Source organism: Acinetobacter stercoris, from assembly GCF_900323515.1.
Lineage (GTDB): Bacteria > Pseudomonadota > Gammaproteobacteria > Pseudomonadales > Moraxellaceae > Acinetobacter > Acinetobacter stercoris.
Genome location: NZ_OOGT01000023.1, coordinates 1 through 21773, shown reverse-complemented (window position 1 = coordinate 21773; position 21773 = coordinate 1). Strand labels below are relative to the sequence as shown.

The following is a 21773-nucleotide window of genomic DNA, read 5'->3' as shown; positions in this document are numbered from 1 at the left end:
TTTTTAACCGATCTGGTTTTTTATTTCAAATTCTTCTAATGGTCGTTGAAACTGTTTTGCTTTCTGACCTAGAATTTGATCAATCGGTAAATGTGCCTGTTTTATGAGCTGTTCGAGTTTTTGTGGCGCCATACGAACATCCAGATGCAAATTACCTTCATCGTCATAATTTTCAGATAGGATCACATTTAAAGCGTAAAGTTGTGTCCTAAGCTTGCCATAAGAGGGCTTTAACACGACTTCAAAATTTTGGATTTGTCCCATTAAACACTCTTGAACAGCTTGGCGAAGTAGCTCCAAGCCTTGTCCACTATGGGCTGAGACATAAACACGGTCAGGTAGGTGCGGTTTGGCATAAATGATTTTAGCTTCATCACCAGTACGGTCAATTTTATTGTATACACGAAGTACAGGGACATCAGCACCGATTTCTTTGAGCACAGCTTCTACGGCATCAATCTGTTCCAGCATGTCTGGACTACTGGTATCGATCACATGTAAAAGCAAGGTAGCTTCCAGAGTTTCCTCTAAAGTCGCTTTAAAAGATTCGACTAAAGAATGAGGCAGATTGCGTACAAAACCAACAGTATCTGCCAAAACCAGTGCGCCAATCCCATCCCAGTTCAAGCGTCTAAGCGTTGGGTCAAGAGTAGCAAAAAGCTGATCTGCTGCATAAACTTCACTATCTGCCAAGATATTAAACAAGGTGGATTTGCCCGCATTGGTATAACCAACAAGTGATACCGTTGGAACAGATGCTTTTTGGCGTGCTGCACGTCCTTGTATACGTGTTTGGCGAACCTTTTCAAGTTTATCTTTTAACTGTCCCATACGGATACGTAGCAAACGGCGGTCAGTTTCAAGCTGAGACTCACCTGGTCCTCGTAATCCAATACCACCTTTTTGACGTTCTAAATGCGTCCATCCCCGAACCAAACGAGATGAGAGGTGCTCAAGTTGGGCCAGCTCAACTTGTAGTTTACCTTCGTGTGTACGGGCACGCTGTGCAAAAATATCTAAAATAAGACCTGTACGGTCAACGACACGGCATTGTAAAATTTTTTCAAGATTACGTTCCTGAGCTGGGGAGAGTGAATGGTCAAACATGACCAGTTCTGCTTCCAGACTTTTTACCAACTCAGCCAGCTCTTCTGCTTTGCCTGAGCCAATAAACAGTTTAGGATCAGGTTTTATGCGTTGTGCAGTGATGTGTTCTAATATTTCCGCACCAGCAGATTTGGCAAGCAAACTGAACTCTTCGGCATCAAGGTCATCTAAAAGTTGTACTGAAACACTAACTAAAATTGCGCGTTCACCGCCTTGATGTCGATCAAAATATTCCACAGATTGCGTTGCTCTTAAACAGATTTAAAAGTTTATTTTAATGTAAAAAGGCGTCTAAGGGCAGAATAACATTTCAAGATTGTGTCAAATCATGAGAAAGCTTATAAAATTGCTAAAAATAACCTGGAAAATACAATAAGACCGACGATATAAAAGATAATGCCACCTAAAATGAATTTTAAAAATTTTAATGTTGATTTTGATGGAATGTGATGATTCACTTTCATGGCTATCCTCACTAAAGAATACAGTGTGATACGTATTTAGGTAGTGATCTTAGCACTTCATATGATGAGATTGCATGAATAAAACGTAGTGAAAGTTATCTGTATTGTTTTGTTTATATCGTCAATGCAACATCGTGTATAAAGTTATACAATACAGCAGTCTTTCATATGAAAATGTGAAAAGTACGACAGAAAATAAACTTAAATAAATGATGTTTCAGTGGATTCTATGACTCAAGAAAGTGTTAGTTCTTCACCCTTAAGCGGTTTCGCAAAATTTTGGTTATATACAAAAAAAATAACGACATGTTTGGCTGTGGTGACAGAAGGCTTTTATCTTGTATATCGCCATCGTTTATATAAAGATCCGAACAACCCTAAAAATACACGTTATGTCCAGTACTTTTGCAGACGCTTATGTCAGGTATTTAATATAGACGTGCAATTGCATGGTGATATTCCGCGTGAACCAGCATTATGGGTTGGCAATCATGTGTCGTGGTTAGACATTCCTGTATTTGGATCAGCAGCACGCGTGTTTTTTCTGGCAAAAGCAGAAATCGAGTCATGGCCTGTCGTAGGTAATCTGGCAAAGGGTGGTGGCACACTCTTTATTAAGCGTGGATCTGGTGATTCTGTGCGTATTAAAGAACAGATTGCCGAATTTTTAAAAGAAGATATCCCCGTGCTTTTTTTCCCTGAGGCAACGACAGGGGATGGAAGAACTATTAAAAAAGTTCATGGACGTATTCTGGGCGCTGCTATTGAGGCTCAAAAACCAGTCCAGATTATTCTGATTTGTTATGTAAATCAGCAAGGTAAATTAGATACTGTTGCTCCGTTTATTGGTGAAATTACTTTTGTAGAACACATCAAGGCAGTATTGGAAATGCCAAAAGTTACAGCACATATACAGGCTCTGGATACAATTTCTCCGGAGGGACATACTGTAGAAAGCTTAACTGCTGCAGTTCAAAATGCGATGATTGAAGGGCTAGCAAAACTGCAAAGTGAAGTTCTAGTCCCATAGTTGACTGTCAATAGAAGGTTACAATCCTAAAAGAATGATTTTGAATCTACATAAAACCTTCTATTGGCAACCATGAAATAATCTTGATTCCCGCTTTTTGCCACCATTTCATACGTGGCTCTTGAGTATAGGTTTTTACACCATTTGGCGTGTTTTTAATCCAGTTGATTTTATTTTTTGAGGTAAGTACCAGTTTATAGGCATATTTCTTTAAATTTTCATCCATCGTATGATGAACGGCTTTTGCAAGCGGAGGGCTGTTCAGGATCACACCGATCTCAGTATTTAAATTTGCAGAACGTGGATCAAAATTAAAAGAGCCAATAAATACCTGTTTTTCATCTAGTGCCATAAGTTTGGCATGTAAACTTGAACGACTTAAACCTTTCAAACTGATTTTTAATTTTTTTGAAATTTCTTCAGTATTGGCATTTAAATTTGCAGCATCAATGGCTGGTTGAAACTCATATAGTTGAACACCATGCTTAAGCAAATCAACACGATACTTTTGGTAAAATGCATGTACTAAAGAAACGTCGTTAGCTTTAAATGAGTTCGTCAGGACACGGACTTGCACCCCATCTTCAGATAAATCATTTAAACGTTTTGTACCTTTATTTTCCGGAACAAAATACGCAGAGATGATATCTACACTATGTTCTGGCTTTTCCAGATGTTTCGTTAGCTGAAAGTTTAAATGTTCTTCTTTTTTTGCCTTTGCTTTTATTTTCTCTGGAGAATCTTTTACAACTTCTGCTTTTACCCAATCCAGCTGGATATTGTGGTTGAGCCAGTTTTCAAAGTCGTTGGAATGATTGGTCAGATTTAAATAGTTTTGGGTTGTGATTTCATCATAATGCTTTTGTAATTGATCTTTTAAATCATAATAACGTAAGCGATGTTTATTGGCATTGACGATATATCTGACGTTGTAGGCATAATTATTGTTCCAGTATTCATCAAATGAATGAGAAATATCGTCAACTGATTGCCCAACCAGCATGACATCAACATCAGAAAACTGATAATTATCACTGGCGTTGTAGTATTGATTGGTCATGTTTCTTCCACCAATCAATGCAATCTGATTATCTGTAATAAAGCTTTTGTTATGCATGCGGCGATTGATGCGTTTTAAATCAAGCACCATATCTATAGGTCGGAAACTTCTAAAACGATAAGGATTGAATAGCTTAACATCGATATTTTGATGTTGGCTCAAAGCCAAAAAAATCCCTTCCATTGATTTAGCATTATTATCGTCGATCAATATACGGACTTTAACACCACGGTCTGCAGCCTGAATGATTTTATAAAGTGCCAATGCACCGATTTTGTCGTTATCCCAGATATAGTATTGTAGATCTAGTGTTTTTTCTGCTTTATCAATTAGATGTATACGGGCAGCAAGAGCTTCGAGAGGGTCATAAAGTACATGAAACCCAGTTAAATCAGGATTTTTCTCTTTGAGTGGAACAATAAGTTTGGCTAGATCAGTTTGAGATGTATCAGTATCAAAAACGTACTGGACAGGTTCCATACCCTGTTTAGGTAAAGTACTACATGCAGGTAAACCCAAGATTAAGCAACTTGTGAGCAATAGTACGGTTGTACGAGTTTGCAAAGTTTTGTTATTCAGATGATGCAGTTTCTTGGGTGTATTGAACGTTCGATCCATAATATTTGACTTAGAATACTTCCGTCTAGAGTATAATGAGAATGTTATAAAAGATAAATATAGGGCAAAGCGTGGACTTCCCCTCAGCTGAGATCAATATGTGGACAACACAATCTATTATTCTGTACTTTTTTATATGCTTTGCAATCGTTGCCGTATGGGGGATTGCGCAAGCCTGGGTAAGCCAGTCCAGAACAGAAACGATTCATCCGTTTAAATCTTTCGTCCATCTGTTGGCATTTTACCTATCTTATCTTTTATTTCCGTTAGCTTTTTTTAGCATTTATGCTGCTTATGTCGACTATTTCTCCATACATGAAGGAATTTTTCTTTTTCTACTAAGTTGTGTGTTGATTTATGCACGTTTTATCGAGCCACATTTCGTAAAAATACATAAGATGCAGTACCAATTGAGTGACGAGGACAGCTTTAAAACTCCTGTGAAAGTCGCCTTGATTGCTGACTTACACATTGGCCTGTTTTCTGGTCATGAACGCCAGCTTAAGACGATTGTGCGTAAAATTAATCAGGAGCAACCTGATATTGTCGTTGTTGCAGGAGACTGGACTTATGAACCTGAAAACAAACTTTGCGAAGAACTAGCTGTACTCAAAGAAATTAAAGCGCCTGTTTATTCGGTCAATGGTAATCATGATGAGCAGTACCCTGGTCCACCGATTCAAGAACTACTGCATAATGCTTTAGAAGAAAATAATGTGATGGATATTGAAGGGAAAATTGTTGAATTTGATGATTTTCGCTTAATTGGGATTGGTGATTTATGGGCTGGTAAAACGGACATGCGTTTTATGCCAGATTTGCCTCAGGATAAACCCTGGTTAATTTTGTCACATAACCCAGACACCGTGGATATGGTTCCTAAATTACCAACACGCCCACTCATGTTATCTGGACATACACATGGAGGGCAGGTTGAACTACCGTGGGTGACCAATTACATCATGAAAAAGGTATCCATACTTGGACATAAGCGTGGTTTATATCAACATGAAAATGCGGATGTATTTGTCACTGTAGGCACTGGGATGGTAGGTGTGCCTTTTCGTTTTAGAGTACCACCGACGATTGATATTATTGAATTGAGTTAATGCTGTAGCACTATTGCAATCGACACAATAATAACTGTACAAATTAAAATCAGGGTAATCATATTAAATATAGGTTTACGCTTTTCAACACCTATAGTTGGGGGAATATGAGTATGCAAGGCTGTGGAACTTTTATCTTCTGTATATCGTTGTAGTGTGGTTGATTGCTGATCAAGCTCGGTATTTTTGTTTCGGATAGTCTCTAAATATTCACTCTTGGTTGGATAAACTTTTCCACCAAACTTTGTTAGTGCTGCATTCCAGAGTGGATGGTGTTCATCGATCAAAATCTTTTGACCCTCATGATCAATAATCCACACATCTTGTGTTGTCAGATTAATCCGAATTTTACGATAAGTGTCAATATTATCTTGATATAAATGATGTGAAACAGATTGGTGCTTATCGGATTTGATCTGTTTCAGCTCTGGATTAGCTTGCAATGCATCTACAAAATCTTTGGATTCTTTTAAACCTAAATTAGAGTGTTCCATTAAAAACTTTATCGCTTCAATTTTACGATTTTGCCGAATAAGATTTAAAGTTTCATTTATAGCTTGATCACTAATTTTATTCATTATTTTTTCAACTTGTTGTTTTATAGATTAATAGTTTAAAGAAAAAAATTAAAAATGGAACCTTTTAAAAAACCAAATAAAAAGCCAGTGAGATCAATCACTGGCTTTCAACCTGTAATCGCTTAAATCTGATTATTTACATCATCATTTTTGGTCTCACGAATCGCCAGAAAAGCGAGAAGTGAAAGAACAGATGCCGCTGTCAAATAATAACCTACAGCATATAAGCCATATGTCGTTGCAAGCTTTGTCGCGATGAGTGGAGCGAATGATGCACCAAAAATCCCGGCGAGGTTAAAAGTTAAAGCTGAACCAGTATAGCGTACAGAGGTAGGGAAGATCTCTGAAAGTACTGTTCCGATCGGCCCATAGGTCATACCCATAATGGCTAAACCGATACATAAAAACAAGAATACGATTGCCGTATTACCTGATTCCAGCATAGAAGAGAAGACCAAACCGAATAAAGCGGAAATGATACATACTCCGATAGATGTTGCACGACGACCAAACTTTTCAGCAAAAACGGCTGAAAGTGGAATAAATGCAGCAAAGCACAGTGTTGCAACTAGTTGAAGTTCAAGAAATTGACTTCGATTATAACCAAGTTTTGTTGTACCCCAGTTCAAAGCAAATACTGTGGTTAAATAGAACACAACAAAAGTACAGATTGCAGCAATTGTTCCTAAGATCAGCATTTTCCAATGTTTGGTGACAACTTCTTTAAATGGGATATTGACTTCTTTTTGCTTGTTTAAAACTTTCTGGAATGCAGGTGTTTCATGTAGTTTTAAACGGATATATAAACCTACAATCACCAGAGCAGCACTGGCTAGAAATGGAATACGCCATCCCCATTGCATAAATGCCTGATCAGACATAAATGCACTCAGGGTTAAAAAAGAACCTGTTGCCAGAATAAAGCCTATTGGAGCACCAAGCTGTGGAAACATACCATACCAGGCACGTTTTCCTTCTGGCGCATTTTCTGTGGCAAGTAGCACGGCACCACTCCATTCACCCCCAAGCCCTAAGCCTTGACCAAGACGGCAGAGTGCCAGCAATAATGGTGCGATAATCCCAATTTGATGATAGGTTGGAAGTAAACCGATACAGACAGTTGAAATCCCCATGGTCAGTAAGGCAGCTACAAGCGTTGCTTTTCGCCCGATACGATCCCCGAGGTGTCCGAACAGGGCGGCACCAATCGGGCGGGCAATAAAGGCAATAGCAAAAGTTGCTAAAGATTGGATGGTTGCAGTCGTCGGGTCTGTACTTGCTGGAAAGAACAGGTGTGGAAAAATGATAACGGCTGCTGTTGCATAGATATAAAAATCGAAGAATTCGATAGTTGTTCCGACAAGACTGGCAAAAAGAACGCGTGCTTTTGAGTTTGTCTGAACTTCAGGTGTAGCAGTAGATGATGATAACGCCATGGTGGACCTTACACTTTGTAAAAATAAAATTCGTTTTTTAAAGCGTAATCTTTTTAAAAAAAGGCGTAATTTCTTAAAAAAACAACGGGATTAATCCATTATTCCTCTTTCAGGGTCACTGAAATTTGAGTTCCAAAAGACTAAATAACGTAAAGATAGATTGCAAAGAAATGTGATCCTGCGCCTATCAAAACAAAAATATGCCAAATGGCATGAGTATATCTTACTCTTTTTAATGCATAAAACAATGCTCCAATCGTGTATGCAAGCCCACCTATAACTAAAAGTTTGATTGCACCAGATGGTAAATAACGCTGCATGTCATCCATAACCAGTAATGCAAGCCATCCCATAACCAAGTATGCAATGAGGGAAATTCGTTGAAAACGATTAATGAAAACTAATTTGAATAGCGTGCCAATACCAGCAATTATCCAGAGTGCGATTAATAAATAATGTGCTTTTGCTGTGGGGATCGCGATGGCGAGAAAAGGTGTGTACGTCCCCGCGATCAGATAATAGATAGCTGTGTGATCCAGTTTTTTTAGCCAGTAACGTTTATGAGGATCAGTTGAAAAATGATAGAGTGCAGAGCTGGAAAAAAGCAAAATCATGCTAAAAGCATAGACCCATAGTCCAAAATTTTGCCAAGCTGGTAAATAATGACCTTTTAATAGCATAAATATACTGGCAATGACTGCCAGTATAGCGCCCAGAGCATGACTGAGCGCATTGATTTGTTCTTCTCGGGGATCGTAACTATCTAATGTTTGAGAAGTCATAATGTTTTATTTATCTTAAAAATACACTTGTATAATAATGTAGTTTTACCTTTATGATAAGAAGTTTTAGAATTAATAAATAAGTAAATTTGAGTTTAGGTTATGTCTTCAATGGTTTCACTCTCTGAGCAAGAACAACAATTTCTGGATGCAGCTGTGCAAGCCATTGAATCAAATAGTTTTGATCGCTTAATTTTAAGCCAGTACAAAGGTGAAATTGCTGAGCTTGAGAAAATGACCTTCAGAGTCATTCTATTACAGGGTGAACGAGTTTTGACCTGCCTGTATAAATATAAAACACAGGACATTACCAAAAACTATGTTTTGCAAGATGCATTGGGCGTGATACAGCCTTTACTGGAATGTTGTAAACAGGCAAATCTATTTACAGCAAATGCTGAAATCCAATTAAAAAAGAATAAAAAGAAAGCCATGTTAACTACGAGTAAAATAAAGCCAGCAGAAAAGGCACATACATCTACACATGACAGAGAAAAAAATCGTTATGTGATTCAGGATCGTCCATTTCTAAAGTATTTGGGTATTACAGACGAGAAAGCGCAAATTGTGCCGAGCATGGCGCGTAAGTGGAAACAGATTAACAAATTTGTGGAAATTTTTTCGGGAGCATTTGACCAGATCAATGCTGAACAGGAGCAAATCAGGGTTGTGGATTTTGGTTCTGGTAAGGGATATTTGACTTTTGCATTGTATGATTATTTAAAAGAACAAAAACATAAGATTCCACGTATTACCGGAGTAGAGTTACGCAATAATCTGGTTGATTTTTGTCAGGATATATCAGCAAAAGTTGCTTTTGAACATTTAGATTTCTTCGAGGGTGATGTAAGAACATATCATCCAGAGAAGTTGGATGTCATGATTGCTTTGCATGCCTGTGACATTGCAACTGACTTCGCTATTCACACAGGAATACGTTTAAATGCTTCAATGATTATGTGTGCGCCGTGTTGTCATAAAGAACTGCGCCCACAGCTTAAAAGCCCTGATATCTTAAAACCGATGCTCCAGTTTGGTATTCATGCAGGGCAACAGGCTGAAATGCTAACGGATACAATCCGGGCACTGCTGTTAAAAGCGTATGGTTATGAAACCAAAGTTTTTGAGTTTGTATCATTGGAACATACGAGCAAAAATAAAATGATTTTGGCGACAAAACGCAAAAACTTTACTGCACCTGATGTAAAGGTTTTAGCACAAATTGAAGCTCTAAAAGATATGTATGGCATTAAAAAGCATACGCTGCAGCAACTTTTAAATGATCAGTTTGAAATTCATGATATAGGCTGTAAATGCTAGTTTCTTTTTATTTTTGAGCCAGATTAGCATTGATTGGCTGATGCTACGTGATGTTAACAGACGTAGCATTTTTATTGGGTTAATGGGGGATTTGGGACTTAAAACAATTTTCAAAGCTTACAGCTTTCACACAGCATGATAACGTTTTGAAGATGAAGAATTGTTGCATTTTTAGAAAAATGTAATCTATTTCATGCCCTTTTCATACATTTTATCTGACTTAAGATAATAAAAATCCAATTAAATTTTATGAGCCAGTTGAAAATGAAAAGTTCAGTTCTAATAGCAAAAAAGTATGGTCAGCCTGATGTACTTGAGGTCGTGACTACGGATTTACCAAAACTTGCAGTAGGTATGGCACGTATTCAGGTGAAAGCAAGCGGAATCAACCCTATTGATGCGCGCCGTATGACGGGAGAGTTTAAACATTCAGGTTTTCCGCAAACATTTGGTACTGAGTTTGCTGGAGTCATTGTAGAAATAGATTCAAATAATAGTGGCTGGAACATCGGCGATGAAGTTCTGGGATCTGGTGGTGCATTTACACATGCAAGTGTCATTGATGTTCCGACAGTGAATCTGGTTAGACGACCAGCCAATATGAGTTGGGAAGTGGCTGGAACTATTGCTGGTGTTGGGCAAACAGCAATGACTATTTTAGACGAAATTGGAAATATTGACTCCTTATTGATTCATGGTGCATCGGGAGGGGTTGGCTCCATCACGATTCAACTGGCAAAAGAGAGAGGAATCAAGGTTGTTGCAACAGCTTCAGAAAAAAATCAGCAATATTTACGTGACTTAGGAGCAATACCAGTCACTTATGGTTCAGGATTGCTTCAAAGAATCCAGACAGTGCATCAAGATTTATTTGATGCATCTATTGATATGATTGGCAATGAAGAAGCAACTCAGGCATCACTTCAGGCGGTGAAATCAAATGGCTTCATTGGCACAATTGCAGGTCGTCCAGTATCATCAAATCGTGTCCGCCCAGTTTGGGTAAAACGTAATGTTGGAAATTTACAACATGTGGTGGATGGTATTGCAGCTGGACGTTTTAAGTGGGAAGTCAGTGCAACTTATCCTTTTGAAAATGCAAAACAGGCATATAGTGATATCCTTGATGGTCATACACGTGGGAAAAGTGCATTAACTTTTTAATTGAATCTAGGGTCTGTTGACATTTCATAAATAGATTGCGTTACAAGCTAAAATTGAGCAGATGAGGCACGAAATGCAGCTAATGGCGAGACCATTTTCAAATTTCGTAACGAAATCTGAGATAATTTTAGCTGTAACCCTTAGGGACGAGAGTATTTTTTTGTCGCTATGTCGTTGTCACTTGAAATATTGAGTTAGCTTTTATCAGGCTTTTTATGCTGAAAGTCTGATAAATACTCATTTTATTATTTTGTCAAGATGATCATGAATAAAAAAAATATTTTATAAAACAATCCTGTAAATAAGTATTTAAAGAAAATTAACAGCTTACAAAAAAGTAAGTACTTACTAAAAGTAACTATTGTATTTAGTATGATGTTCTAAATCTTAATTATGCTCAAACTATATTGTAGTTAGAAGATCTCATTGAAACAGGAAATCCAGGTAATTTATGAATATGTTAACTAAATATTTGACTCTAAGTTTAGTCCTGTTCAGCAGTTTTAGTTTTGCAGATCAACTAAATTATAAAGTTTATAGTCCTCAAGAAAGTGGGATTTTTAAAGTTTCATCAACACTGATTACAGGTCAAAAAGATGCGATATTGGTAGATGCCCAGTTCAGTACGCATGACAGTGACAAGCTGGTCAAAATGATTCAGGAGAGTGGAAAGAATCTAAAATATATTCTGATCACAGCAGGTGAGCCTGATTTTTATTTTGGTTTAGCTCCTTTAGCAAAAGCATTCCCTCAAGCAAAAATTTTTGCAACCTCACAAGTTGTACGGCATATTGAACAGACGAAAGAATCGAAAATGGCATATTGGGGACCTATTTTAAAGACTGGCGCACCAGAAAAACTGATTGTCCCTGAGATCTTAAAAGTAAACACCGTGAAACTGGAAAATCAGGAAATCCAATTTAAAGCTCCGAATTCTTATGCTGCATATTTGTGGGTTCCAAGTACTAAAACGATTTTGGGTGGCGTGGGGATCTTTTCTGGAGTCCATGTCTGGACAGCCGATACCCAGACCACAAAAGCAAGAGCGGTCTGGCGTCAGACTTTAAAGGAAATGATTGCATTAAAGCCCAAGCAGGTGATTCCAGGACATTATCTGGGGGCAATTCCTAAAGGAACAAATGCGATTCAGTTTACAAATCAATATCTAGTTGATTTTGAAAATACATTAGCAGTACATAAAAAATCTGCTGCGGTGATTAATGTAATGAAAAGTCGATATCCTCAATTAAGCGAAGCAAGCTCTTTGGAATTGAGTTCGAAAGTAAATACTGGCGAAATGAAATGGTAACGGCTGTGATTAAATGATTTAAAATGAAAAAGGATGTACATATGTCTCATAATTTACAAATGATCCAATCAACTTATGAAAATAGTCCGCAAGAAAATGCAAAAAACTTGAAAGCCTTATTAGATGAAAATTCTTCATGGACAGAAGCGGCAGGTTTTCCCTATGCGGGTACATATGTTGGTTCCGACGAAATTTTTACTCAGGTGTTTCGAAGATTAGCCACAGAATGGGATGCCTTTCAGGCAAAGGTGCATACTTATCTTGCTGATGGAGACAAAGTTGCAGCATTTGGAGTTTATAGCGGTACTTATAAGCAAACAGGAAAAGCATTTGAAGCTGCATTTGCACATCTTTATCATTTAAAAGATGGAAAGATTGTGACGATGCAACAGATTGTAGACAGTGCATTAGTCAATGATGCCTTGAAATAAAAAAAGAGAGAAATAATTCTCTCTTTTTAAAAGATTCAATTGGAGGCAGTTATCGCTGACTATTGAAACGATTTGTTTATAAATTAGTTTGCCTTGTCTGCTGTTGCAGTAGCACCATGCATATGTTGCATCTCTTCAGGAGACATATTTTTCATTTCTTCACGCATTTTTGCATCTTGTTGAGCTGACTCAAGTGCTTCTTTTGACATAGTTGGCTGCTGTTTAAATGCATGCTGAGTAGTCGGTTTGTTTTGCTGACTTGGCATGTAATCAGGTTCATTGGTGATTGCTAAGTAGAAAAAGCCTAAGAAAAAACAACTCAGAATAAAAGCGATGATAATTGCTTTCCATCCTTTTTTTTCAGAAGAAGTAACGCTACTCATAAGATGAACCTTTAAGTCAAACAAACGATTGTTATGTTACTTTATATCATAAAATGCACACTTACTGATGATTAAATGGTAAGTGTGCATTTAGAAATATTTTTATAAATGAGAAACAACGAGTTGCTCTCATTTATCACTTGCATAAATCATTTTATTGGCTGGTTTGAGGAAGCCGCATCTCGAAGTTTTTGTGGAGCCTTAAAGCGGTCACCATATTTAGCTTCTAATTCATTAGCACGTTTAAGTGCTTTTTCTAAACCATATTGATTTAAAAATTGGATCGCTCCACCAGTCCATGGTGCAAATCCTATTCCAAAGATTGACCCTACATTTCCATCAATGACAGATTCAAGCACACCTTCTTCGAGACAGCGCAAGGTATCAAGTGATTGAACAAAGAGGAAACGGTCAATCATTTCCTGCTCTGCAATTTGTGTGTTTTTATTCCAATGGCTTAAACCATCCCATAAATGCTTTTTCGCATTTTCAGGATATTCATAAAAACCAGCACCTGCTGCTTTACCTTTACGGTTAAATTGGTGAATCATCGTTTCTATGACTTCATCTGCGCCTGAACGAGGCAGATCTTTGCCTTCTGCTTTTAAAGCCTCACGAGCTTCATTTGCGACATGTTCGGAAAGTGTTAATGAAACCTCATCCTGAATGGCAAGTGGCCCTACTGGCATACCTGCCTTAAGTGCCGCCATTTCGATTTTTGCAGGATGGACACCTTCAGCAAGCAAGCGTAAACCTTCTTGAACAAAAGTACCAAAGACACGGCTTGTAAAGAATCCGCGACTATCATTAACCACAATAGGTGTTTTACCAATTTGTTGAACGTAATCATAGGCTTTAGCTAAAGTTTCAGCTGAAGTATTTTTACCTTTGATTATTTCAACCAGTTGCATTTTGTCTACTGGGCTAAAGAAATGCAATCCGATAAAGTTTTTATCGTTTTTACTGGCTGTTGCAAGTCCTGTGATTGGGAGGGTAGATGTATTTGAAGCCATCACACCGCCATCAATCAGGTATTGTTCAGCTTCTTGAGTAACTTTAGCCTTAAGTTCGTGATTTTCGAATACTGCTTCTATGATCAGGTCTACACCTTTTAGGTCTTCCGCATTGGCTGTCGGGGTAATCAGACTTAAAATTTGATCGCGTTTTTCAGCTGTCATACGACCTTGAGAAACTCTTTTATCAAGTAGTTTCTGACTATAGGCTTTGCCTTTTTCAGCATTTTCAACAGATACGTCTTTTAAAATGACAGGGATGCCTTTGATCGCTGTTGCATATGCAATACCAGCCCCCATCATGCCAGCGCCGAGTACAGCAACTTTGTTCGCTTGCCATTTTGCAATATCTTTAGGGCGGCTAGCACCAGACTTGATGGCATTTAAACCATGCCAGAATGTGCCGATCATATTCTTGGAAATCTGACCAGTTGCAAGTTGGGTAAAATAACGGTTTTCGATACGAAATGCGGTATCCACATCGACTTGGGCACCTTCAACCGCAGCAGACATGATCGCTTCTGGTGCAGGATAACAGCCTTTGGTTTTGTCACGCAGCATAGCCGGAGCAATCGCCAGAACTTGTGCTACTGCAGGAGTCTTAGGATCACCGCCTGGAATTTTGTAACCTTTAACGTCATACGGTTGTTGTGATTTTGGGTTGGCTTTAATCCATGCCACTGCTTTTTCGAGCATATCCTGTTCGGAGTCAGCAAGTTCATTAATCAAGCCTAAAGATTTGGCTTTTTCTACACCAAACTGTTTACCTTCCATCAGGAATGGAAAAGCATTTTGCAAACCAAGTAGGCGTACCATACGCACAACACCACCGCCACCTGGAAGTAAGCCTAAGGTTACTTCAGGTAAGCCCAGTTTGGTTTTAGGATCATTCAGGGCAATACGATAATGGCAACTTAGCGCTATTTCCCAACCGCCACCAAGTGCTGTTCCATTGATCGCTGCCACAACTGGTACGCCCAGAGTATCGATGGCACGAAGGTCATTTTTAAGCTTTGCTGTCATGTTGAAAAATTCGGTTGCATGATCAGGCGTTGCTAAAATGAGTTCATCCAGATCACCACCAGCAAAGAATGTTTTTTTCGCTGAACGATAAATAACACCAGTCAAATCAGTTTCAGATTTGAGTTTACTGACTACATTTTCCAGAGCTACACGAAAATCGGCATTCATGGTATTGGCTGACTGATTTGGTGAATCCATCGTTAAAATAACAATGCCATCTGCATTTTTTTCATATTGAATTGCGCTCATTGTTATTCTCCTTATACCAACTCAATAATGGTTGCGATGCCCATACCACCACCAACACAAAGTGTAGCCAATCCACGTTTTTTGCCTTGACGTTCAAGTTCATCAAGTAATGTCCCTAAAATCATGGCGCCTGTTGCACCCAATGGATGTCCCATGGCAATTGCACCACCGTTGACATTGACTTTTTGTGGATCAACATTGAGTTCATTGATAAAACGCATGACGACTGCGGCAAAAGCTTCATTGACTTCAAACAGGTCAATATCATCAATGCTTAAGCCTGCTTTTTCCAAAGCTTTACGGGCAGCAGGGGCAGGACCAGTCAGCATGATGGTTGGGTCTGTTCCAACCAGTGCCGTAGACAAAACTTTAGCCCGTGGTTTTAAACCTTGCTCTTTTACAGCTTTTTCTGATGCGAGTAGAACCAGTGCAGCACCATCGACAATACCTGATGAGTTACCTGCATGATGCACATGATTGATTTTTTCAGCTTCAGGGTATTTTTGTAATGCAACTGAGTCAAAACCCATTTGTCCCATCATTTCAAAACTTGGGTTAAGTTTGGCCAAGCCTTCAACAGATGAGCCTGCTTTGATAAATTCATCCTTTTCCAAGATCAATACACCCGAGTGATCTTTAACAGGGATAACAGATTTGTCAAAATAACCTTTAGCTTGGGCAGCAGCAGCTTTTTGCTGAGAATTAACAGCAAAGGCATCTACATCGGCACGCGTATAGCCATCTAAAGTCGCAATTAAGTCAGCACCGATACCTTGAGGCAGAAAATGTGATGCCAGGTTGGTTTCAGGATCCAGTGCCCAAGGACCGCCATCGGAACCCATTGGGATGCGTGACATAGATTCGACACCACCAGCAACCACCAGATCTTCCCACCCTGAACGGACTTTCTGTGCAGCCAGATTAACAGCTTCTAAACCAGATGCGCAGAAACGGTTGATTTGAACGCCCGCAACATCATCATTCCACCCCGCAGCAATCGCAGCAGTTTTAGCGATATCTCCACCCTGATCAGCAATAGGCGTAACGCAACCCAAGACAATATCATCGACTTTTGAGGTATCGAGGTGGTGACGATTTTCTAATTCATGTAATAGACCAATGAGTAAAGAAATAGGTTTCACTTCATAGAGTGAACCATCTTTTTTCCCTTTTCCACGCGGCGTGCGAATGGCGTCAATGATATATGCCTCGCTCATACGATTTCCTTTTTATTGAGTTCAATTTGTTATATTTCGAGTCTAATCGATAAGCTCTAAAGTGCAATGACGAGAACGGGAAAGTCAGTTGATATTTTTGGTCAATTTCGAAATTTGTAAAATCGCAAAATGTTTATCGATGATCCAAGTGAAAGCTGTTTAAAAATAGCCAGGGATTCTTGATTCACTTATCAGAGGGCTTATATAGTGAAGATTCAAAGATCATGAAAGGCATGATCTATTTATTTGCAAGAACTAAAATCTTGATACAAGTATTTTTCCAGAGATAGATCACCTTATTGTGAGATTCCTTATTCATAATAATTAGCATGATTCACGTCTCTAAAGTCGTAACCATTTTGGAATGTCAAAAAACCTGAATATTCCTTCACTTATAATAATCGCAACAGCGATCCAGATAGGAATGTAAGTCAGCCATTCGTCGGGCTGTATTGATTCTCCTAATAATAACGATACGATAGCTAAAAGTACGGGCTCTACATAAGCTAGTAAACCGAATAAAACCAGCGGAAGGTATTTACTGGATAAAATATAGCTTCCTAAAGCTAAAGCACTTATAAATCCGAGGCCCAAAACCAGAGTTAAATACTGTAAGTCACTCAGTACATTTGTTAGGTTATACCAACCTATTTGTATGAAATATATGGCAATTGGTAGCATAAACAGAGTATCCCACCAAAAACCAGCCAGATGATTGGTATCTATTTTTTTTCTTAATACAAAATAGGCAGCATAGCCGATTGCAACAAGCAGGCTTTCCCAAGACAGTGAACCTATACGCCAAATTTCGTGTAAAACCCCGAGAGTAGCAATACTCAATGCAATTTTTTGTGGAATAGAAATTTTTTCTTTAAAAAACAAGTATCCGCAGAGGATTAAAACGAGCGGTAATAAAAAATAGCCTAAAGAAACTTGTAAAGCCCGATTATTCATTGGAGCCCACATAAATAACCATAACTGTAGACCCGATAGGAAAGAGCTCAGGATCAGCAACATAAGAAAGGCTGGTTTTTCGACAAACCGTTTAAAAATTTTCCTGACTTGTGAAAATTCCTGTATTAAAACAATAAATATTGTCAAGAATGGGAAAAGTATGAACATTCTCCACCCGAAGGCCTGGTTACCATTCAGATCATGTAAAAAACTCGTATAGTAATAAAGCAGTGCGAAACAGAAAGAGGCAAAAATAGAAAAAAATATACCCTTTAACACAATGATATACCTTATAAATCATGTGTATTTATTTTATATAAATCATGGTAACTTAATTTTTCAAGTTATTGGCGATGATGCAAATTTATTGCATTTTATTCATCAAATATGGAATGATTTATGCTGAATGTTGATTTAGACCGGTTTGATATAAAATTATTAGAAATAATTCAGAATGATGCAAGGCTACCTCAAAAAGATTTGGGTGAGTCTGTGAATTTATCTACAGCGGCAGTCAACAGAAGACTGAAAAAATTAAGTGAGCAAGGCGTTATAGAATCTTATAATACCAAAATAAAACCTGAAGCACTTGGTTTTAATATCACTGTTATTACAACCATTAAAGTGATTAATGAACAGTTCAATGAGTTGGAATCATTACGAAAATTATTTTCTTCATGTAGACAAGTGCAACAGTCATACTATGTAGCGGGAGAATGGGATTTTGTTTTAATTATTCTCGTTCGGAATATGGATGAATATACTGAACTAACAGAAAATTTATTTATAAAAAATAAAAACATCAAAAAATTTCAAACATTGGTGGCAATGAGAAAAGATAAGGTTTCATTATCTGTCCCTATTGAAATATAGATTTCAGGACTGAACTTATCTTATAAAAGATATTCCCAGATGATATAACCCAAGGTAAAACCAATAATTGAATATAAGGTAATAATGAAGAATACAAAGCTTGCTTTGTTTTTCTTTTTTAAAAAATCTAACATGACAATACCTGTTGCTGAATTGAAGAGAGATTATATTAGCCCATTTAAAGAGTAAAATACCAATATCTGATCATGAGATATTTAAATTTTGATTATAAAAAATTCTATTAAAGGCATTGATTATATAGATATTTTTTTAATGTGTATTATTAATATTATGCTTTGGTTCAACAATAATTTGTACAATAAGCAAAATTCATATCTATGAGTTTTGTTCTTAAATATTTACAGGATAGATAAAATCGTAGGGAATATAATCACCATCATTTTCTAAATAATCATAATAAGTTACGCCCTTTTTCTGGAAAAAAATATTAAATGACTCGCTCATCATGATGTCTTTTTTGGCTTGTGACTTGAATAATTTACTGATCTGAACCGTATAAAAGTTTATCCAGTCTAAGGGACTTTCAAATTCATCAAAGTTTTTCAAATTTTCATATAAAGATTTGATTATTTCCATACTTTTATTTTCAAGATTTGGGTTAAAGAACCACAAAGCTATTTCATTATTCTGAAATTTTGAGACTTCATAATCACCTGTAGGCAGCGGTTCAATTCTATATAACCGTGTGTCGTCACCTTCAAAGATTGAATACATAAGTTTGGTTATTTTGACTTGCTCATGATTAATTTCCATTTCACGAAGTAATCTGGAAGCCTTTAAACAGTCTGGCAGTTTCTTAATATTAAATTTTGTTAACTCAAAAAATTGAGTCGCACGCTCAATAACAGTATGCTCATCAGTCCCCACCACGATGCCATAGTCCCACGTATAAAGCTTGTTCATGCCAACTTTATGTTGTAGTTCATTATTCTTTCCTACTCTTGCAAAGTGATTGTCGCTTGCAACGATCAGGCTGTCTTCTAGTTGTATTGCCAGTATAAAAGTCATATCTTTAAAAAAAAGTGCAAAAATTATACGTTTTACTATTTGTTCAACTTTAACGCTAAAAATGATTTTAATAAACACCTTTTGAGGATGAATAACAATGGCTGGTGGATCACAGATTATTATAAATAAAGACGGCATTAAGGTTATTACACCTGGTAAATTTGAATCCCATGCGGGTCAACATAAATTTACCTCAGGTGAAAAAGTTACAATGCCTTTAACTTCTTTGCCTACAGTTCCCAATAACTTTAGTAACAAGGTAGATTACAAATTTGAATATTTAGATGGGGATGGTAAAAAAACAGAAGCACCGAACATTGATGAAAAAGAATTATTTGTAACAAATCAGGAAACGGCAGCGCTGCTTGCTCAAAGAAAATTAAATAATCCCATTGAGGATTCAACACTACGCTTCTACACTGATCATCAGAAGCCTTTTAATTCTGTATTGGTGAATAGTAATGATATTTCTATTGAAGCACCTGAAGACCCTTTCTTTCATGAAGATGATGAATCGAATCAAACAACTGAAGAAGAATAATTAGGTTTTTATATGTCTGATAATACTTATCAAGTGCTCATCGTCGATAAAGCAGGGATGGCGATGTGCAATTTTCCGATGATCATTCATCATGTGGGACAAAATAAAAAACTGCATAAACTTACAGATAGTGAGTCTGGTACCTTAACATTCACGTCAGACGGTACATCAAATGTTGATATTTTTATCCTGGCACCGATGAATGCAGACGGTACCCCAAACCCGTCTAAAATGCTTGAAGACGGCGATAGTGACTATAGTTATTACCGGATCGGATCTGTTGCAGGTAATTTAAAACTCTATTCGAGAAAACTTACAGCGCCGTATATGCTAAGTGACTATGGTATAGCTAATTCGACGTTTACCTTTTATGAAAATAGGGATTCCAAAAAGCTTTATGACATCCCGTTTTATGTCAAAGTTAAGTACTTTAAGGGACCTACTGCCCAGCTAATAGATACAACGCTACAAGTCAAAAACGGTACATTAAAGATCAGGTCTATATTGCATAGTGGCATCAAGCTATCACCTTATAAGCCTGATAATACGCCGTTTAAGTATCGTGATGGTACAGAAGTTAGCGCGGATTACTTCCCACGTTTTACTGAGCCTAAAACCATACCGGTATATTTAGATGTGGTTGTGACTAAAGGGGTTACCGATACTGATAAACCGACCACTAATGAGGATGTTAAATCTAAAGTTCCATTGATTACGATGGATCAAATGAAAAAGATGTGGCCAGGTGTAGCCATAGAAAAAATGCAACCAATAATAGATGAACTAAATACAAATTTATCTATCTACAAATTAGATACAAGATTAAGGCAAGCTCATTTTATGGCACAAGTTTTTGGTGAAATAGGTGCTAAATTTAGTCTTAGAGAAGATATTTCAAATTACACTGCAAATAATTTAATTGCTCTCTCGTCATATTATAAACAACACCCAAACGAAGCTGCTATTGATGCGAAAGTAAAACCTAATGAATTGAAAATAAAAACAATTACAAATAAATGGTATATGGACAAAAATAGACCTAAATCACTTGCACTAGGTAATGTTCAAGATGGTGACGGATATAAATTTTTAGGTCGTGGATTAAAGCAAACTACTGGTAGGTATAATTATACTGTTTTAACTAAAATGTATTCCAAGATCTGGCCTGATGATGGTAAGCCAGATTTTACTGTTGACTCCGAATTACTAGAGCAACCCAAATATGCGGCTCGATCCGCTATCGTATTTTGGTTAGATAAAAAGCTATACAATATTGCTGATAGTGGTGCGTCTGATGCTATCGTTGATAAAATAACATATGTTATTAATCAATTTGCTCCAAATAAAAAAGAGCGAAAACAATATTTTAAAAAGGCAAAAAGTATCNTTGTATAATACAATAAACTCTAAGGTGATAAAATTGAAAAGTTTTTTTTCTATACTTCTATATATTTTATGCTTTCAAGTAACCTATGCAAGTGACATAGGTAATGAGCATTGTTTACCTGATCAGTCATATAAACTAAGCATCTTTACTAAGAATGATTCAAAATTTGTGTCAAAAAACTGTGAATTATCACCAGATAATCAATATGTTGAGAATTTCTTAATTTCGAAAAATAAAAAAATTTCTATAAACAAAATTAATGGTCGTGTAGGAAATGGTGCTGGTGTTACTTTGAAAGCAGTTAGTCTTTATAAAAAGCCAAGTAAAGCACCAATATTAATCACTTTATTTTCTGAAACTTACTGCTGTTACCCTCAACCAAGTGGGAAACTGTATACTGTTGAACTTTTTGAAATAAGTGGAAATGATAAAAATATTCAATTGAAATCAATTACTCATATTTTGGGTAATGATAGTTCAGGTTTAGACGGCGTTTCTGATGACTATATGCATTTTAAATTAAAAAACATTGCATCAATTAAAAAATGGTTAGATAAANACTACAAATGAGAAGACAATGAAAAAAATATTTATTTTTGCGTCTGTTTTTCTTATTGCAACTTTCTCACATGCTAGCGATGAGAATCAAGAACACTGTGATATTGAAAAGTTTAATTTAAGTATTTATAAAAAAAG

Annotated in this window: 19 protein-coding genes; 8 read left to right on the top strand and 11 right to left on the bottom strand. The window is 37.0% G+C overall.

All coding sequences use genetic code 11. The features are described from left to right. Nucleotides 1-3: 3 nt before the first annotated feature. A complete protein-coding gene (gene hflX / locus KPC_RS04140; protein WP_121973153.1) occupies nucleotides 4-1344 on the bottom strand; it encodes a ribosome rescue GTPase HflX in 1341 nt (446 codons plus the stop codon). Between the two features lie 456 nt (nucleotides 1345-1800). On the opposite strand from hflX, the gene KPC_RS04135 reads away from it, so the two are divergent. Then, nucleotides 1801-2601, top strand: coding sequence for a lysophospholipid acyltransferase family protein (locus KPC_RS04135; RefSeq protein WP_121973165.1), 801 nt, complete (start codon nucleotides 1801-1803; stop codon nucleotides 2599-2601). Nucleotides 2602-2647: 46 nt separating this feature from the next. Here the strand turns inward: KPC_RS04135 and KPC_RS04130 are convergent, their stop codons facing one another. Beyond that, nucleotides 2648-4279 (bottom strand): phospholipase D family protein, encoded by a 1632-nt coding sequence (locus KPC_RS04130; protein ID WP_121973152.1) that lies wholly within the window; start codon nucleotides 4277-4279, stop codon nucleotides 2648-2650. A 98-nt stretch (nucleotides 4280-4377) separates the two neighbouring features. Here KPC_RS04130 and KPC_RS04125 point away from each other — a divergent pair, with 98 nt between their 5' ends. Beyond that, nucleotides 4378-5388: a metallophosphoesterase gene (locus KPC_RS04125; RefSeq protein WP_121973151.1), complete on the top strand. Its 1011-nt coding sequence runs from the start codon at nucleotides 4378-4380 to the stop codon at nucleotides 5386-5388. Here the strand turns inward: KPC_RS04125 and KPC_RS04120 are convergent. From KPC_RS04120 to trhA, 3 genes are all read right to left on the bottom strand, one after another. After that, nucleotides 5385-5966: a hypothetical protein gene (locus KPC_RS04120; protein WP_121973150.1), complete on the bottom strand. Its 582-nt coding sequence runs from the start codon at nucleotides 5964-5966 to the stop codon at nucleotides 5385-5387. The genes KPC_RS04125 and KPC_RS04120 overlap by 4 nt on opposite strands. A 122-nt stretch (nucleotides 5967-6088) precedes the next feature. Next, nucleotides 6089-7402, bottom strand: a complete 1314-nt coding sequence (locus KPC_RS04115; protein ID WP_121973149.1) for an MFS transporter — start codon at nucleotides 7400-7402, stop codon at nucleotides 6089-6091. Nucleotides 7403-7542: 140 nt separating this feature from the next. Then, nucleotides 7543-8184, bottom strand: coding sequence for a PAQR family membrane homeostasis protein TrhA (gene trhA, locus KPC_RS04110; RefSeq protein WP_121973148.1), 642 nt, complete (start codon nucleotides 8182-8184; stop codon nucleotides 7543-7545). Between the two features lie 102 nt (nucleotides 8185-8286). On the opposite strand from trhA, the gene KPC_RS04105 reads away from it, so the two are divergent. The 4 genes from KPC_RS04105 (at nucleotide 8287) to KPC_RS04090 (ending at nucleotide 12408) form a co-directional block, all read left to right on the top strand. Further along, entirely contained in the window at nucleotides 8287-9504 is a 1218-nt protein-coding gene (locus KPC_RS04105) for a class I SAM-dependent methyltransferase (protein ID WP_121973147.1), read from the top strand. 264 nt (nucleotides 9505-9768) lie between these two features. After that, the gene (locus tag KPC_RS04100) at nucleotides 9769-10668 is read left to right on the top strand and encodes an NADP-dependent oxidoreductase (RefSeq protein ID WP_171334420.1); all 900 of its coding nucleotides are present in this window, start codon (nucleotides 9769-9771) and stop codon (nucleotides 10666-10668) included. Nucleotides 10669-11119: 451 nt separating this feature from the next. Beyond that, nucleotides 11120-11977 (top strand): Vmh family MBL fold metallo-hydrolase, encoded by an 858-nt coding sequence (locus KPC_RS04095; protein WP_121973145.1) that lies wholly within the window; start codon nucleotides 11120-11122, stop codon nucleotides 11975-11977. Between the two features lie 41 nt (nucleotides 11978-12018). Continuing rightward, a complete protein-coding gene (locus tag KPC_RS04090) occupies nucleotides 12019-12408 on the top strand; it encodes a nuclear transport factor 2 family protein (RefSeq protein ID WP_121973144.1) in 390 nt (129 codons plus the stop codon). Between the two features lie 83 nt (nucleotides 12409-12491). Here the strand turns inward: KPC_RS04090 and KPC_RS04085 are convergent, their stop codons facing one another. From KPC_RS04085 to rarD, 4 genes are all read right to left on the bottom strand, one after another. Then, entirely contained in the window at nucleotides 12492-12791 is a 300-nt protein-coding gene (locus KPC_RS04085; protein WP_121973143.1) for a hypothetical protein, read from the bottom strand. Nucleotides 12792-12940: 149 nt separating this feature from the next. After that, nucleotides 12941-15076, bottom strand: coding sequence for a 3-hydroxyacyl-CoA dehydrogenase NAD-binding domain-containing protein (locus KPC_RS04080; RefSeq protein WP_121973142.1), 2136 nt, complete (start codon nucleotides 15074-15076; stop codon nucleotides 12941-12943). Between the two features lie 11 nt (nucleotides 15077-15087). Then, a complete protein-coding gene (locus tag KPC_RS04075) occupies nucleotides 15088-16293 on the bottom strand; it encodes an acetyl-CoA C-acetyltransferase (RefSeq protein ID WP_121973141.1) in 1206 nt (401 codons plus the stop codon). A gap of 342 nt (nucleotides 16294-16635) precedes the next feature. Further along, on the bottom strand, nucleotides 16636-17526 hold the full coding sequence (gene rarD / locus KPC_RS04070; protein ID WP_171334419.1) for an EamA family transporter RarD: 891 nt from the start codon (nucleotides 17524-17526) through the stop codon (nucleotides 16636-16638). Nucleotides 17527-17646: 120 nt separating this feature from the next. On the opposite strand from rarD, the gene KPC_RS04065 reads away from it, so the two are divergent. Further along, complete coding sequence (locus tag KPC_RS04065) at nucleotides 17647-18120, top strand: Lrp/AsnC family transcriptional regulator (protein ID WP_121973139.1); 474 nt, start codon at nucleotides 17647-17649, stop codon at nucleotides 18118-18120. 20 nt (nucleotides 18121-18140) lie between these two features. Here KPC_RS04065 and KPC_RS04060 read toward each other — a convergent pair whose 3' ends face one another. Together KPC_RS04060 and KPC_RS04055 are read right to left on the bottom strand one after the other, a co-directional pair. Beyond that, nucleotides 18141-18254: a hypothetical protein gene (locus KPC_RS04060; RefSeq protein ID WP_121973138.1), complete on the bottom strand. Its 114-nt coding sequence runs from the start codon at nucleotides 18252-18254 to the stop codon at nucleotides 18141-18143. 217 nt (nucleotides 18255-18471) lie between these two features. Continuing rightward, on the bottom strand, nucleotides 18472-19149 hold the full coding sequence (locus tag KPC_RS04055) for a hypothetical protein (protein WP_213065873.1): 678 nt from the start codon (nucleotides 19147-19149) through the stop codon (nucleotides 18472-18474). 97 nt (nucleotides 19150-19246) lie between these two features. Between KPC_RS04055 and KPC_RS04050 the strand changes: the two genes are divergently transcribed. Further along, nucleotides 19247-19690, top strand: coding sequence for a hypothetical protein (locus KPC_RS04050; RefSeq protein ID WP_121973137.1), 444 nt, complete (start codon nucleotides 19247-19249; stop codon nucleotides 19688-19690). The last annotated feature ends 2083 nt before the right edge of the window (nucleotides 19691-21773 follow it).